At 66.8% G+C, this 13,205-nt stretch carries 19 protein-coding genes and 2 pseudogenes; 6 read left to right on the top strand and 15 right to left on the bottom strand.

Annotation, left to right across the window (positions count from 1 at the left end; all coding sequences use genetic code 11):
- Positions 1-28: 28 nt before the first annotated feature.
- The 5 genes from EEY80_RS05385 to EEY80_RS05365 are packed head-to-tail and all read left to right on the top strand — an operon-like array spanning position 29 to position 5,311.
- Positions 29-421 carry a hypothetical protein gene (locus EEY80_RS05385; protein ID WP_126975563.1) on the top strand — a complete coding sequence of 131 codons (393 nt, stop codon included), beginning with the start codon at positions 29-31 and terminating at the stop codon, positions 419-421.
- Position 422: 1 nt separating this feature from the next.
- Complete coding sequence (locus EEY80_RS05380) at positions 423-887, top strand: N-acetylmuramoyl-L-alanine amidase (protein ID WP_205749031.1); 465 nt, start codon at positions 423-425, stop codon at positions 885-887.
- A complete protein-coding gene (locus EEY80_RS05375) occupies positions 887-1,198 on the top strand; it encodes a hypothetical protein (RefSeq protein WP_126975562.1) in 312 nt (103 codons plus the stop codon). The genes EEY80_RS05380 and EEY80_RS05375 overlap by 1 nt, the downstream gene beginning before the upstream one ends.
- On the top strand, positions 1,146-1,391 hold the full coding sequence (locus EEY80_RS05370; protein ID WP_126975561.1) for a hypothetical protein: 246 nt from the start codon (positions 1,146-1,148) through the stop codon (positions 1,389-1,391). Before EEY80_RS05375 ends, EEY80_RS05370 begins: the two co-directional genes overlap by 53 nt.
- Positions 1,391-5,311: a hypothetical protein gene (locus tag EEY80_RS05365; RefSeq protein WP_126975560.1), complete on the top strand. Its 3,921-nt coding sequence runs from the start codon at positions 1,391-1,393 to the stop codon at positions 5,309-5,311. Before EEY80_RS05370 ends, EEY80_RS05365 begins: the two co-directional genes overlap by 1 nt.
- Before the next feature lie 52 nt (positions 5,312-5,363).
- Here EEY80_RS05365 and EEY80_RS05360 read toward each other — a convergent pair whose 3' ends face one another.
- The 14 genes and pseudogenes from EEY80_RS05360 to EEY80_RS05305 all read right to left on the bottom strand — a co-directional run bounded on the left by EEY80_RS05360 (position 5,364) and on the right by EEY80_RS05305 (position 12,019).
- Positions 5,364-5,996: a hypothetical protein gene (locus tag EEY80_RS05360; protein WP_126975559.1), complete on the bottom strand. Its 633-nt coding sequence runs from the start codon at positions 5,994-5,996 to the stop codon at positions 5,364-5,366.
- Positions 5,993-6,250, bottom strand: a complete 258-nt coding sequence (locus EEY80_RS05355; RefSeq protein ID WP_126975558.1) for a hypothetical protein — start codon at positions 6,248-6,250, stop codon at positions 5,993-5,995. The genes EEY80_RS05360 and EEY80_RS05355 overlap by 4 nt, the downstream gene beginning before the upstream one ends.
- 18 nt (positions 6,251-6,268) lie before the next feature.
- Complete coding sequence (locus tag EEY80_RS05350; RefSeq protein ID WP_126975557.1) at positions 6,269-6,496, bottom strand: hypothetical protein; 228 nt, start codon at positions 6,494-6,496, stop codon at positions 6,269-6,271.
- Positions 6,489-6,773, bottom strand: coding sequence for a DUF4326 domain-containing protein (locus EEY80_RS05345; RefSeq protein ID WP_126975556.1), 285 nt, complete (start codon positions 6,771-6,773; stop codon positions 6,489-6,491). Before EEY80_RS05345 ends, EEY80_RS05350 begins: the two co-directional genes overlap by 8 nt.
- Entirely contained in the window at positions 6,766-6,957 is a 192-nt protein-coding gene (locus EEY80_RS05340) for a hypothetical protein (RefSeq protein ID WP_126975555.1), read from the bottom strand. Before EEY80_RS05340 ends, EEY80_RS05345 begins: the two co-directional genes overlap by 8 nt.
- A complete protein-coding gene (locus EEY80_RS05335; RefSeq protein WP_126975554.1) occupies positions 6,954-7,475 on the bottom strand; it encodes a hypothetical protein in 522 nt (173 codons plus the stop codon). The genes EEY80_RS05340 and EEY80_RS05335 overlap by 4 nt, the downstream gene beginning before the upstream one ends.
- The gene (locus EEY80_RS05330) at positions 7,469-8,575 is read right to left on the bottom strand and encodes a phage Gp37/Gp68 family protein (protein ID WP_126975553.1); all 1,107 of its coding nucleotides are present in this window, start codon (positions 8,573-8,575) and stop codon (positions 7,469-7,471) included. The genes EEY80_RS05335 and EEY80_RS05330 overlap by 7 nt, the downstream gene beginning before the upstream one ends.
- A 45-nt stretch (positions 8,576-8,620) precedes the next feature.
- Positions 8,621-8,815 (bottom strand): hypothetical protein, encoded by a 195-nt coding sequence (locus EEY80_RS05325; protein WP_126975552.1) that lies wholly within the window; start codon positions 8,813-8,815, stop codon positions 8,621-8,623.
- Complete coding sequence (locus tag EEY80_RS05320) at positions 8,808-9,779, bottom strand: hypothetical protein (protein ID WP_126975551.1); 972 nt, start codon at positions 9,777-9,779, stop codon at positions 8,808-8,810. Before EEY80_RS05320 ends, EEY80_RS05325 begins: the two co-directional genes overlap by 8 nt.
- The gene (locus EEY80_RS05315; protein WP_126975550.1) at positions 9,779-10,348 is read right to left on the bottom strand and encodes a J domain-containing protein; all 570 of its coding nucleotides are present in this window, start codon (positions 10,346-10,348) and stop codon (positions 9,779-9,781) included. Before EEY80_RS05315 ends, EEY80_RS05320 begins: the two co-directional genes overlap by 1 nt.
- Positions 10,345-11,160 carry a DNA methyltransferase gene (locus EEY80_RS05310; RefSeq protein WP_235829725.1) on the bottom strand — a complete coding sequence of 272 codons (816 nt, stop codon included), beginning with the start codon at positions 11,158-11,160 and terminating at the stop codon, positions 10,345-10,347. The genes EEY80_RS05315 and EEY80_RS05310 overlap by 4 nt, the downstream gene beginning before the upstream one ends.
- A gap of 16 nt (positions 11,161-11,176) precedes the next feature.
- Positions 11,177-11,584 (bottom strand): annotated as a pseudogene (locus tag EEY80_RS20700) (DNA cytosine methyltransferase); the annotation flags it as partial.
- 58 nt (positions 11,585-11,642) lie between these two features.
- Positions 11,643-11,795 (bottom strand): hypothetical protein, encoded by a 153-nt coding sequence (locus EEY80_RS20010; protein WP_164738152.1) that lies wholly within the window; start codon positions 11,793-11,795, stop codon positions 11,643-11,645.
- Positions 11,795-12,019, bottom strand: coding sequence for a hypothetical protein (locus EEY80_RS05305; RefSeq protein ID WP_126975548.1), 225 nt, complete (start codon positions 12,017-12,019; stop codon positions 11,795-11,797). Before EEY80_RS05305 ends, EEY80_RS20010 begins: the two co-directional genes overlap by 1 nt.
- Positions 12,020-12,517: 498 nt before the next feature.
- Here EEY80_RS05305 and EEY80_RS20750 point away from each other — a divergent pair.
- Positions 12,518-12,611 (top strand): annotated as a pseudogene (locus EEY80_RS20750) (DUF3883 domain-containing protein); the annotation flags it as partial.
- A 408-nt stretch (positions 12,612-13,019) separates the two neighbouring features.
- Here the strand turns inward: EEY80_RS20750 and EEY80_RS20570 are convergent.
- Positions 13,020-13,190, bottom strand: coding sequence for a YbjQ family protein (locus EEY80_RS20570; protein ID WP_268885646.1), 171 nt, complete (start codon positions 13,188-13,190; stop codon positions 13,020-13,022).
- Positions 13,191-13,205: the final 15 nt, after the last annotated feature.

The raw sequence follows: 13,205 nt of genomic DNA, 5'->3' as shown, positions 1-13,205 counted from the left end.
CTGCCTCCGGCAGAAACGAGGAGCCACCATGCGGGATCAGGCCGCCGACTTTGCGAAAGACTGGCTGACCCTCGCCTTGGCGGGGCTCGGCATCACCTTTGCCCCACATCAGTGGATCGGCGGGATGTTCCTGGCGCTGGCCGGGGCCGCCTTCGCCATGCGGTCCGACCCGGAACAGGACCAGCGCGAGCTGTGGCTCGTGATGCTGGGCGCGTTCCTCGCCTCCCACCTCGCCGCCATCGCCATCCCGATCTGGCTGCCCAACGCCCCGGTGCAGGCGATCATGGCGATCACCGGCTTCTTCTCCCGCCGCATCACTCGGATGGCCCTCCGGGTCGCCGGGCTGGTCGAGGCGCGATCCGACCGCGTCGCCGATCGCGTCATCGACCGCGTTCTCCCCCCCATCGTCAAGGAGGATTGACGTGATCTTTCAGGGCTCCAAACGCTACCCGGTGAAGGAAATCATCGTCCATTGCTCCGCAACGACGCGCAGCTGGATGGCGAAGGCGCGGACCTCGGAAAAGGTGGCCGAGATCCGCCGCTGGCATGTCGAGGACAACGGCTGGCGCGACATCGGCTATCATCTGGTCATCGACCGCGACGGCACCGTCGCCGCCGGGCGCGGGCTGACCGAGATCGGCGCCCATGTCGTCGGCCACAACAACGGCACGCTCGGGATCTGCCTTATCGGCGGCGGCGCGTCTTCGGCCGAGGACAGTTTCGGCGACCATTTCACCGACACCCAGGCGAAGGCGCTGCTCGAACAGATCGCGCGCCTCAAGCGCCTCACCCGCATCGAGCGGGTGAGCGGCCACAACCAATACGCGGCCAAGGCCTGCCCCGGGTTCTACGTCCCCGGCTGGCTGAAGCAGATGGGGGCGGCCTGATGTTCGTGGCGCTGCTCGCCAAGGCGCGCTTGCTGGCGGTCGGCGCCGTTCTGACCAGCATGCTTCTGCTGCTGGGCTTCGGGCTCTGGCAGCAGCGGCGGGCGGGCGCCCTGACGGTCGCCCTGCGGGAGACGGAGGCGCGTGTCGAGGCGTTCGAGGCCGCGGCCCAAGTCCACCGCGCCCATATCGAGCGGCTGGAGCGGATCGTCAGCGATGCGGCGGCCTTCGACCGGGACATCCAAGAGACGGAGGGGGCCGATGCGCCGCTTGATCCTCGCCTGCTGCCTGCTGCCCGCCGCCTGTGGCCCTGATCCGGCCGCCGGGCCTGTTGCGGTCCCCGCCGACATGCTGACGCCCTGCAGCGGCTGGACCGGCCCCGCGCCGGTCACTCAGGGCGCCCTCCTGCGCGCCGCCCTGGCCGAAAAGGCCGGCAGGCTGTGCGCCAACGACAAGATCGCTTCCATCGACCAGATCCTCCGGTCCTCCCCAGAAGGAATGCACTGATGCCTATCTGCCAGATCAAGGGGATCTTCCGGACCCCCGATGGTGCCGCTGTCCCCGATGCGAAACTGCGTCTCCAATGGACGCAGGGGGTTGCCGGCGATCCCGCGGAACCCACCGTCATCGCCCCCGCCGACGTTCTGGTCACCGCAGATGGTGAGGGGCGCGTCGAGTTCAGCCTGTTCTCCGGCTCCTACACCGGGTCCGTCGAGATCAACGGGCGAGTCGCGCCGCTGTCGCTCACCGTGCCCGACATGGAAACCGTGGATCTGGGCGATCTGCTCGGTCCTCAGTCGGCCCCCGTCCTCCGGGTCGCCCCCTCGATCACCTCCGAACTGCCGGAACCCTTCATCGGCGACACCCTCACCCATGTGCCGGGCAACTGGGGCGGCACCCCGCCCTTCGAGTTCACGTTCCAGTGGCTGCGGGATGCGACCGAGATCCCGGGCGCGGTTGGCGAAAGCCTTGTTCTGGTCGCGGCCGATGTTGCCAAGCAGATCAGCCTGCGGGTGCGCGCGTCGAACGCGATCGACTCGGCCGTTGCCACGACCTCTCCCATCACCATCACGACCCCTGTCACCCCCGTCTTCACCACGCCTTCGACGGTTACGGGGACGCCGATCGTCGGCTCCACCCTCACCGCGACGCCGGGGGCGCTGATTGGCGCCGCGCCCATCAGCGTCGGCTATCAGTGGCTGCGCAATGGTGCAGCGATCGCCGGTGCCCAGGCGTCGACCTACACGCTGGTCAGCGCCGATCACGGCGCCACGATCTCGGTCCGCCTCGAAGCCAGCAACGACCATGGCGTCGCCACCGCGACCGCGACCCTCTCCGCCGCGATCGGCACCTCGCCGCCCACCGTCGTCTCCCCCCCGACCATCAGCGGTGTCGCCCGCGTCGGCGACACCCTCAATCTCGACGAGGGCACCTATTCCGGCGGCGCCACCCTGGATGTTCAGTGGCTGCGCAATGGTGCAGCGATCCCCGGAGCCAAGGCGCTCACCTACACGGTGACCGGCGCGGATCTCGGCGCCAACATCACCGCCCGCGTTATCGCCACCAATGCGGGTGGGCCGGTCACGGCAACCTCGAACCTGCTGGGGCCAGTCATTCCTGCGGGCACCGGTCCCGCCGCCAGCGTCTTGCGCAACTATGTGGATGACGACGGCGTCTTCCCGTTGAGCGCGCCCGCGCTGGTCGGGCAATTTGTGACCGGGGGCGATGATTGGTGGGTGGTGCCGCAGGGCTCCGTTTCGTGGGTCGCGGGCGGCACCGCGCCGTCCGGCGATCTCAACGGGGACGGGCATATCGGCAATGGCGCGATGGTCAACCCGGCGATCGCCACGATTGGCGGCAAACAGGCCTTCGACGGGTATCTCGGCGTCAACACTGGCCCTGGCCTGTCGGTGGCGCACACGCCTGCAGACATGACGCTCAATCCGGACCCGGACTACACGGGGGTGCCCTATCCGCTGACCGTGGGCGAGAGCATCGTCAAGTCGATCCGTCTCGCCGGCGTCACCGACCCCAACCAGTGGCAGACCATCGGCAAATACATCCGCGTCCATGTCCTCGATGCGGTCCCCCCGGCCGACGCCTATCCGCCGTCCGCATCCGGTCTCGACAAGACCCTGGTCCGGCGCTCGGACGTCAATATGTCGGTGCTGCGCTCTGTGGCGCTGCCCGCGAGCATCACCGATCAGAAGGCCGCTGTCTTCAGCCGAATCCCGGAGCATATCTCGGTCTGGGGACGCGGCGGCGAGGCGCGGCGGCGGTTCCGCACCGAGTTGTCGATCGGCAGCGACAATTACTCGGCGGGCCTCGCGCACTGGCATGCCAAGTTCATTGCGCTGGCCCATGATGTCACAACGACGCCGGCTGAACGGCAGATGATCGTCGACACGATCATCAGGTTCGGCATCCACCTGAAAGGGTTGCGCGAACGCGGCTGGAACGACGACGCGAAGGTGGGCGAGGGTGCAGGCCAGTCAGGCGGGCTCAGCCCGTGGCTCTATGCCGCCGCGTTTCTTTTGGGCGATGCGGACCTGCTGGAAATCGCCCGCACCACCGCGACGAACATGGTCCATACCGGGTTCTGGGCGAAGGAGGCCAATGTCGGCCAGGCCGTGTTCGGAGATACCGTCTCCGCGCAGACCTTCCTGCCCGAGCATGTGGATCAACCGTTTGTGGTCCCCACCGTCATCAGTTCGTCGCTCACCCGCTACACCACCATCGGTCTGAACATCACGGCGTGGGAACACATGCCGGTGATGCTGCTGCAGGCCGGCCCGGGCGGGATCGACGGGATCGAGGCGATCCTTGATGGCCCCTTCGACACCACCAACGACCGCGCCGCAAGCCTCGCCTATCTCGCGCAGGCCGATGTGTTCATCCCCGACCTCGGCAGCGTCTACCCGCTGGGCGACGACTGGCGCGACCTGTATGAGGCGGTGCTGAACATCACCGGCCATGAGCAATGGACCGGGCGCCCGATGCAGCTGATGCAGATCGGCACCTCGGGCAGCTACAACGACGATCTCTTCTCGACGCCTGCAGATGGCGCCATCGGCTGGGATGTGTCCGCCTACCAGTATTCGACGCTGCCCGTCACGCGCGTGGACGTGCGCTACAGTCTCGACGGGGTCCAGCATGTCGAAGAAATCGACGTGCCCGCCGCGGGCTCCAAGGGCGGGCTGTTGCGCGGTGCCCCGCACTGGTGCGCGATCCGTCTGGTCAATGCGGCCGGCGAAGGGGCCTGGTCGGAGAGCCACCCCTACAACACGCCGATCACCTCGGGCCAGGACCGAGGCAAGCGCACCCCCACCGGCACGGGAGCGGCTGCGGCCCCCGTCTTCGTCGTGAACCCCGCTGTCCACAAGCGGATCTATCCCGATTGGGACTACCCGGTCTGGGCGCCTGCGGGTGCCGCGCTCGATCCGGGCGAAATGATCGACGGCGAGATGACCCTGTCGGCCGGTGTCGGCTACTGCACCGGCTATCCCGCGCCCAACTACACCTATCAGTGGCTGAGGAACGGGTCGCCCATCGCTGGGGCGACCGCGAAGACCTATGTAACCAACCGCACCACGGACGGGGGCGCCTCGATCGCCTGCGCGGTCACCGCGACCAATGCCTCCGACTCCGCGACGCACACGACCACCGCGGTCTCGGTGCCGGAGGAGGTCGAGCCGCCGGCGCCCCTGGCCTTCTCCCGGGTCGCGCATGCGCGGGTGGAGACTGCGCCCGGTTCGGGCGTCTTCGCGACCCCGCGGATCCAGCGCTTCGGCGGCATGCTGGGTGCTGAAGATGGCGTCGCCGGCGCCTTCGCCGGCAAGATCAAGCTGACGGGCGGGGATGGCACCTTCCGGGAGATGTTCGTGACGAATACCGCGGGCACCCGTCACATCCAGATGGAATTCTCGAACATGAACGGTCTCAAGATCCAGATGACCGATGCTGCGGGTGCCGTCGCCATGCTGATCACCCAAGCCGGGGCCGGAGACTTCAACACCGCCAAGGGCGAGATGCTGGTCCTGTCGGCTTGGGACGGCGCGACGGGGGCCAAGCATCTCTACGTCAATGACGTCAGCCGGATCAGCACCAGCGCCTATGTCAACAACACCCCGCTGAAATATTCGACCACCCACAACATCGGGGTGCTGGGACAGACCAACGACTCCGGCCAACTGCCGGGCGAGACCGACTACATCTATTTCGACGACAGCTATATCGACTTCAGCGATCCGGCGAAGCGCGCGGTCTTCGCGAGCCCGCAGCTGCTCGGCGCCTGGGGCAAGGGCGGCAATGGCAAGAGGCCGCTGTGCTTCTTCTCCGGCCCCGCCAGCGACTGGAACAACGGGCTGGCGAACAAGGGACGGGGCGGCGCCTTCGTCGCCGCAGGCGGCACGTTCACGGACGTCTGATGTCAGGACCGCCCATCCGCTCCGGCGGGTGGGCGGTGACCCTGCGGCGCCGTCACGCCTCCCAAGGCAGGTGCTGCGCTGCCTCGCCGTGGATCAGGTATTGGCGCAGGCGGCCGGCCTGCGCGGTGCGTTCGGCCTGCCATTTCACACGGCGCACCTCGGCCGGCGCGGTCCAGGAGATGGCCCAGGCCGCATCTGCGGAGGCATCCAGCGCGTCGGCCATGACGGCCGATCTGGCTGCATCGACCACAGAGACCGCGGCGGTGGCCGGGGCATTGTCCTTCGAGGCGACCAGACGGACGGGCATGATGTCATCTTCGGCTTCTTCCAGGGCGGCCAGCGCGAGATCCCGATCTTCGTCGGTGGCGTCTCGATCGCGCGCCACGCGGATCGCGGCGGCCGGGCGGCCGTCCTCTGGTCGCATGGCGAGAAAATGCGGAAGCGCCCGCTCGACGAAATCGGATGCGATCAGCCGTCGAATGTGGCCATGGCCCGCGGTGCAATCCAGAACCTGCAGGGCGTCGTGGCTGCCGTTGCTGTCCAGCACGGCGAGGAGCGGCAGCGTCGAAACGAGACGCATCTCCGCCGGGGTTTTGCCGACATGCCTGAGCAACCGCTTGATGCTGCTGGGGCGCAGCTGTGACCGGCAAATCTCGGCGTAGGTAGTGGTCAAGGCGTCGGTCACTTCTGCACCTCGGTCGCGGTCGAGCAGCGAGAGTTGGCGCCCGCCGCGGATTTACCATGCTGACATGCCCGCCGCGCGGAGTCTCGCCGCCGATCTCCGCGGGCCTGCAGTTCCAGGCGGGTCAGCCGGGCCTCCATGGCGCTGGCCTGCAGCTTGACCTGGTCCAGTTCCAGCTGCGTCGCGGTGAGCCGGTCGAGCAGGTCGAGGATGGCGGCCTGTTCGACGGAGAGGGTTCCCGGGATCTGTTCAGCCACAGGTTTTCCCCTCTGCCATCATCTCGGCCACATCATCGCCTGATCGGCTGCGGCGCGCCGGCAGCGCGCCCAGATGCGGCTGATCGCTTCGCCTGGCTTCCGGCGCCGCTTGGCGCTGGCATAGGCCCGGCGCATGGCCTTGGGGACCGCTGACCAATGCTTCTGGCAGATCCACTCGCCGAACCCCTCGCGGTTGTGGTGGGTTCGCCGGCAGAACGGGATGCAGCATCGCAGCCGGTCAGCCATTTGCGATCTCCAGCAGCACGTCGCCATGACAGGGGCCGTGGGGGCACCAGCAGGCGAGGTTCTTGCCGCGCAGCTCGCGCCGGATCGCATCGACGAGTGCGGCTTGCTCGGGGCGGGCGAGGTAGTCGCGGTAGAGCCCGACCAGATAGTCCCGGCTGCCGTCGCCATCGGCACCGGCCTGATAGGGGTTTCCCCATCGCGTCGAGCGGTCCACCTTCACGGTGTTGGGCGGCATGCGCCAGCCCTTGGTGCGGCGGAGTTGGATGCGGTCAGGCATCTTTTTCCCGCTGAGAAGGCGCCTCTACGCTCAGGCTGATGTGGAGACGCTGGTTGTCTTGAACGAAGTGCAGGGTTGGGTTTTCCGGGTATGGCCCGCCGTATACGTAGCGCCAGCCGAGCCGGGCCAGCACCTGCTTGATCTCGGCGGCCTCCCTCAGAACGTCGATTTCGCGGATGGTCATGGCTGCGTCCCCGGCATCTGATCCCAGGTGCGGCCGTCTATCGCCCAAGCCCAAATACGCAGATCCCGCCCGAGCCGACCGGATCGCGCATCGCGGCCACCGCCGCCACCGCGCCCGATCATCGTCCAGCCGTCAAATCGGTAGGTTTGGCCGTTGTGCAAATCAGCGTCTTGGTAACTGACGGCTACCTGCCGACGATGCACCGCTGCGAGGGGCGGAAAGATGAATTCGCGCCAGACCCGCAGCATGACGCGGCAAATGTGAGGACGGCAGGCGCAGAGGCGGGCCAACTCGATGCACTCGTCGCGCCTAAGCCCGGTTTGACCGACCACCTCTCGCACCGTCTCACTGGTCGCGATGACGGCCACCGAAACGCCATTATGATACAGCGCGTAGTTCGCCTCCAAGGCAAACTTCGGTCGCTCTAGCGGCCCCATCTTGTGGTTCCACTCGACCAACAACCTATTCAGGGTCAGCCGGTCAATTGCCTCAACGTGGACCAGCGGGGCGATCAGCATCCGACCACCCCCGGCATCTGATCCCAAGGGCGGCTGTCGAGGTGGCGGCCGGCCCGGGCCTTGCCGATGCGGTGAAGGACGGTAACGGGGAACGTGCCTTCGTCCCGCGCGCGCATGAAATCGGCCCCGCGTGTGCAGTGACGGCCAGCCGCATCAAGGCAGACCCCGCCGTTGACCCAAGTCGGCGCCTTGTTGATCCAGGTCTGGAAGTCGGGGAAGGTGCGAAACACCTGTTCGCCGGTCGACGTCATGACAGACCCCGGCCCCCACTCGCCCCACTGCTTGAAGAAGAACGGGACGCCCGCCGCGACGCACTGGTCGCGCAGGGACCGCGCCCAGTCAGGATGCATCGGGCGCGCGTGGCGGCCGCTCTCGCCGCCGACGATGACCCAGTCAAGTAGGCCGGTATTTCCCGAAAGATCGCACCGCCGGAAGCCGTCTGCGGCGCCAAAGGTGGAGGCGCCAACATAAGGCCGCGACCCGATCCAGGTCCGCAAATCGACAGGCCCGAGCAGAGGCTCCGCGCTCAGGAACCGCACCGCTGCCGGGGTGGCCAGCAGGTGCGGGATACGCGCGTCTGCTGTGGCCTGATCCTCGATCGACGTGCCGAGCCAGACGTTTGGGAGCGGCCAGTGATCACGATGCGCCGCCTCGGTTCCTTTCGCCAGAAGCTCCGTCGGCAGGACGGTTGCCCATCGCGCGGAGTATGACAGATACTCCCGCATCCTCTCCGGGCGCTTGGTCAGCACCTGAAACGTGTGCTGCGGGCAAAGCGCCATGACCGCGAAAACCCGGTCGATCCATTCGTCGGGCACGGACTCGTGGAAGAGGTCGCCGTGCGCGCAGACGAAAACGCGCCGCGGCCGGCGCCAGCGCAGAGGCTGATCCAGCCACTGCTCGTTGAACCGGACCTCGCCGGTGAACTTCGCCTCGCCTGCCGCATTCCGCCGCGCCAGCCCGGCCCGGCTCGGGTGGTGCCGAAGGCGCGTCGTCGCCAGCTCTGCCGCATAGCAGTGCCGGCAGCCCTCGCTCACCAGCGTGCAGCCGGTGATGGGGTTCCACGTCGCGTCGGTCCATTCGATCGTGCTGTTCTCAGCCATCGTGCCGCTCCTGCATTGGAGATCGCCGAACGCATTCATCGAGCATCATTTGCCCTCCTGCCTGTCGTCGTGGCGGGGGTCGCGGTATCCATCCACCTTGCAGCGCTGGTTGGGGAGCAGGATCGAGGGGTGCGCTTTCGGCCTCACCTCCTTACATCGAGGACAGGGGACACCAAGGCGCGCGCGGCGCTCCTTGCGGTCGTTTTTCAGGTCGTTGAAGTAATCTCCCATGTCACCCATGGTTCGCCTCCTCGTCCAGCTTGGCGAGGGCGGCACGGGCGCGCCGATAATCGGATACCAGGAGCCGGAACTTCGCCCATTCGTCATCCGCCCACTCCCGGCCAAGCTCTTTCGTTTCAATATCCAACTCATCAGCGCACTTGGCGAACGGTTGCAGCGCCACTACCAGCGCATCCCGCTCGGCGGTCAGGCGCTCGACCAGCGCGTCCCGCTCGGCGGGCCGGATGTATTCTACCCCGCGCCCAACCCCCCTGTGAAAGGTCCATTCCTTGTCAGGGTAGGCGAAGATGCGTTCCGGCATATCCGCCCCCACCGGTTCGCTGCTGGTCGCCTCGGCGGGGCGGCTGGCGAGGGCGGCGGCAGCACGGCTTGCGGTCGTCGTGGTGGTCGCGGGGTCAAGACGGGCGATGCGACAGGTGGTCCGATGGTCGGCAAGAAGCGCCTCCACCAGCGCCGTGTTGTCCGTGGGCGCAGCGGCGGGGGGGGGCGGGCCGATGTTATCCACTATCCGCGCCACAACCTTCCCACAGTAGAGGCAGGTGACAACGCCTGTGATGCAGTTCGCGGATTCGGCGAAATGCGAACAGCCGCACGGTTCTTCGCGGACAAAGCGATACGGCTTCCACGCTGTCTCCTGCGGGGCGGCGTCTTTGAGGCCGTCGATCAGCTCGGCTACCTCATACGGCACCCTGAACTGCTGACCGTTGATGACGATAATGCGGTCTTCGCTATCCGTGTTGACGGCGGGATCGGGCGCGGGGTCAACCGGCGGGAAGTCGATCAGGTCGAAGGGGCTGGCTTTGTCGTCGTCAATCCAACGGCCATCTGCCACCCAGGAAACCGGCCAGCGCGAACCGTCTGGCTTAATGATATCCCCAACTATCGGACAATTGCCCGGCGCGTCGATGCAGGTGACCACGGCATCCCATCCGCAGTTCGTCTTGGCGTGGTAGGGCAGTTTCATCATTTGCTGCCTCGGGCGGCGAAGCCCTGATCGCGGGCGATGTTGAGCGGCCCGCGATCCGCCTCGGGGGTGACGCGGACCTTCGCCCGCCATGCCTCCTGAATCTCGTCGGAGGTGGCACCGGCCGACACGCCCAGCACCGTCCACCACGCGGGCGTGGCATCCGCGGGCGGCGGCAACGCAGCGGCGAAGCCCCGGAACGAGGCCCTGGCCATCTCGATGCCGGCGTGCCGCAACTCGGTCCTGCGCGCCTCGATGACATGATGCACGGCCTGCAGGTTGTCCTCGATCTTGGCGTAGCGATCGACGGCGATGCAGCGCAACTCGCCATCCCAGGTGAACCAGACCGCGATGCCGGGATCTGCGGGGCGCTGCCGGCCCAGGGCGGCGTTCGAGGTGATGACCATGTCGGCGAGCCGCTGGCCGCTATCCGCGGCGAAGGCGGCAAGGCTCTTCTCGACATTGGCGATGGCGGCCGGCAAGCCGGTCTTGAACAGTGACGCCGAGGGCTTGGCGCTGCGCGGGACATGATCCGGCCATGCCAGCGGGTAAGGGGCGATCGACTTCATAGCGTCTCCTCAAAAAGGGTCATCTGGACCGGGGCGACCCGCTCCACCGGCGGCTCCCAGATCCACGGGCCGGAGGCCGTGGGCAGCCGCGAGAGTGCGCCACGCATATCCTGCTGCCAGCGGGTGAACTCCGTTGCCGAGCAGGCGCAGAGCGCGTGACCGGGCGGCCATCCCATCAGCCATTCGACGAACCAGGCGTTCAGCCGCCGCCGCCTCCATGCGGCCAGCCGCAACCATCTGCGCCGCAACGTCGGCGACACCGACGACATCGCCCAGCGAAAGAGCTGGCGCGAGATCGGGCGCCAGATCGAGGGTGCGACGCCAGATCTCCATTTCCGCTGGACCGGGGGCGTGAAGCAGTGGGCGACGAAGTTGGGCAGCTGGTCCAGATGCAGCCGGCCGGTCCCGTTCGTCAGGTGGTCGGCACCATTCTCGCCCTTCCAGTCCCGGGCCGCCGGCGTCGGCCATGTCTGCGCCTGCTGTCCGAGATTGATGCCCTGCCGCGGCAATCCGCGCTGCATCAGTGCCTGACCTCGGGCCGCGAAGGTCTCCGGGGGCTCGTCGTAATTCATCAGGCCCGCCGCCGGCGTCGCCCACTGGATCGCCTGCCCCTGCAACGTCAGGCGCTCCGCCTCCGGGTTGCCGTGGTCCCGTGTATAGGGGCCGACCGATACCCGCGGGGTCTGCCACGAACCTGCTATTGCGCTCAGGCCGGGGCTGCGTCTCGCAAGTTCGCTCGCCGTCGCCGTCCCGTGAATGTCCTGATCGGACGCCAGCGCGGTAGGCCACGATGAAGAGGCGAGGGCGCTCATGCGCCGCGCCTGTTTCAGCCGACGTGAAGAGGCCAGCCGCAACCGCGAAGCCCAGGTCTCGAACCTCTCGCAGCACGGTTTCACCGCCAAGGCTGATGTGGCCGGCGACGTTTTCGAGGAAGACCCAGCGGAGGCCGGGGCCAAGCTCGTCGATGATGCGGGCGATGTGGGGCCAGAGGTGTCGCGGATCGTCGGCGCCCCGACGCTGTCCCGCGTGGGAAAACGGCTGGCAGGGATAGCCGGCGAGCAGGGTGTCGATGTGGCCTCGCCATGGCCGTCCGCTGAACAGCTTGAGATCGTCCCAGATCGGGGCGGGATGGAGGTAGCCGGCGCGCTGGGCGGCGATAAGGGATTGGCGCGGATAGTCGTCGATCTCGACAAAGCAGGCGGTGGCAGCGCCCGGCTCGGCAAGGCCAAGACCCATGTCAAGTCCGCCGCCGCCTGCACAGAGGGAGAGGCAGTTTCGGGGAGCCAGCACCATGTCATCGACCCACCCAGCACATCAGCGCCAGCGCGGCGAGGCAGGAACCGATCGTCATGGCGAGGTCGAACCGGGTCCAGCGATAGGCCTCCCAATCGGCGTCGGGGGTGTGGTCAGGATCTTCGATGTGGCCAGGGGGTTCGGAACGGTCCATCAATCCGCGTCCCCCCAAGGCTTCCGGCCGCTGGGGTTGTCGTCGAAGCCGGCGGTATAGGCCTCGATCTCCTCAACGGACAGATCGGTGGCCTCCTCGACGCCCATGTCATCCAGCCATTTGTGCGGGCGGAATCGGCGGCCGTAATAGGCGTCGGCGTCGCCCCTGTCATAGGGGGAACCATGGGGTGCGATGGCCCGCAGAGGCGGTCTCGCCTCGTCCATATTTGCTGCACGGTCTGCTGCACCGATTGCGGCGCGTTGGGGCATCAACCCATTGTTTTGTCTTACATCTGTCGATGTGATGGCGCACTCTCTGTCCGCCACATTCAGATACAGAATCCGTCCAAGGGCCCCGATTGGGGCCTTTTTTCTTTTGTTTCAAAGGGTGTTGGCTGCGCCATCCGCCCTTCGGAGACTGAGCGCTTGCCGCAGAACGGGTCTCCGAATGGCCTGCGTCTCTCTTTGAACGCCCCTCGACGGCGACGGGACGGCGCGAAACATCCTCGAAATTCCAATGGGTTGCTGGGTTCATGGGTTCGTCCTGTTCGTGAGATAATCCGCTGACGGAGACGGACACGAAGGCGCAGGGCGGTCAGAAGGACGGCTCCGTGGCGGCCGATCAGCATGCCTTGGCGCTGGTGCATGGGGCCAGCCACAGCAGCGAATTCACTGCCGGAAGTCTCTGATGACAAACAGACTTCGCGCCCATAGCCTGGCGCAATGTCGAACGGGCCCTGGACGGATGAAGAGAACGACCTGACCGTCGCGGATTACTTCGCGATGCTGGCCGACGACATCTCCGGGCGCCGCTACAGCTGTTGTGTGACAGAGAGATTTGCAGGAAGCCGGAAGAACCCCGATGAAGCCGGAAGAAACCGAATGACGCCTGAAAATCAGGGGCTTGCGGGGAGTTTGGGCATCAAGGGAAGCCGGGGCGCCATGTCTTGCAGTGAGGCGCAGACCGGCCGCTCTGACGCTTGACCAGGGCATGTGGAGGCTCGCTGGCGCCGGCCATGAAGGTGCGGTTAAACGCCAGTAAAACAAGGCTTGAACGGCCCTTCAGCGCTACTCGGGTGCCGTCGGCGGACTGGCGGAACATGCAAATGGGGCCGCATGTTCGTCTGGGATTTGCATGTTCCGTGCAAGGCATTGAATTGACGCGACTTCGACCCGTATCCGGGGCGGCGGCGGCGGCAGCGAACATGCAACTGGTTTTGGGGCTCTAGGCGGGCGTCTTGCCATCGTGGAGGGTCACCGCCGTGCCGCTGGCGACCAGGAACAGCATGCTCTTCCCGCCCCCGGAGATCTCGGAATAGTCGAGGTCCACGCCCACGACGGCGTCGGCACCGAGTGCGTGGGCCTCGCGCCGCAGCTCGTCGAGAGCCTGGACGATGACGAGCGACAGATC

This window comes from Frigidibacter oleivorans, from assembly GCF_003993775.1.
GTDB classification, from domain to species: Bacteria; Pseudomonadota; Alphaproteobacteria; order Rhodobacterales; family Rhodobacteraceae; genus Frigidibacter; species Frigidibacter oleivorans.
Note: the sequence above shows the minus strand (reverse complement) of the source record. Positions and strands in the feature narration are given on the sequence as shown.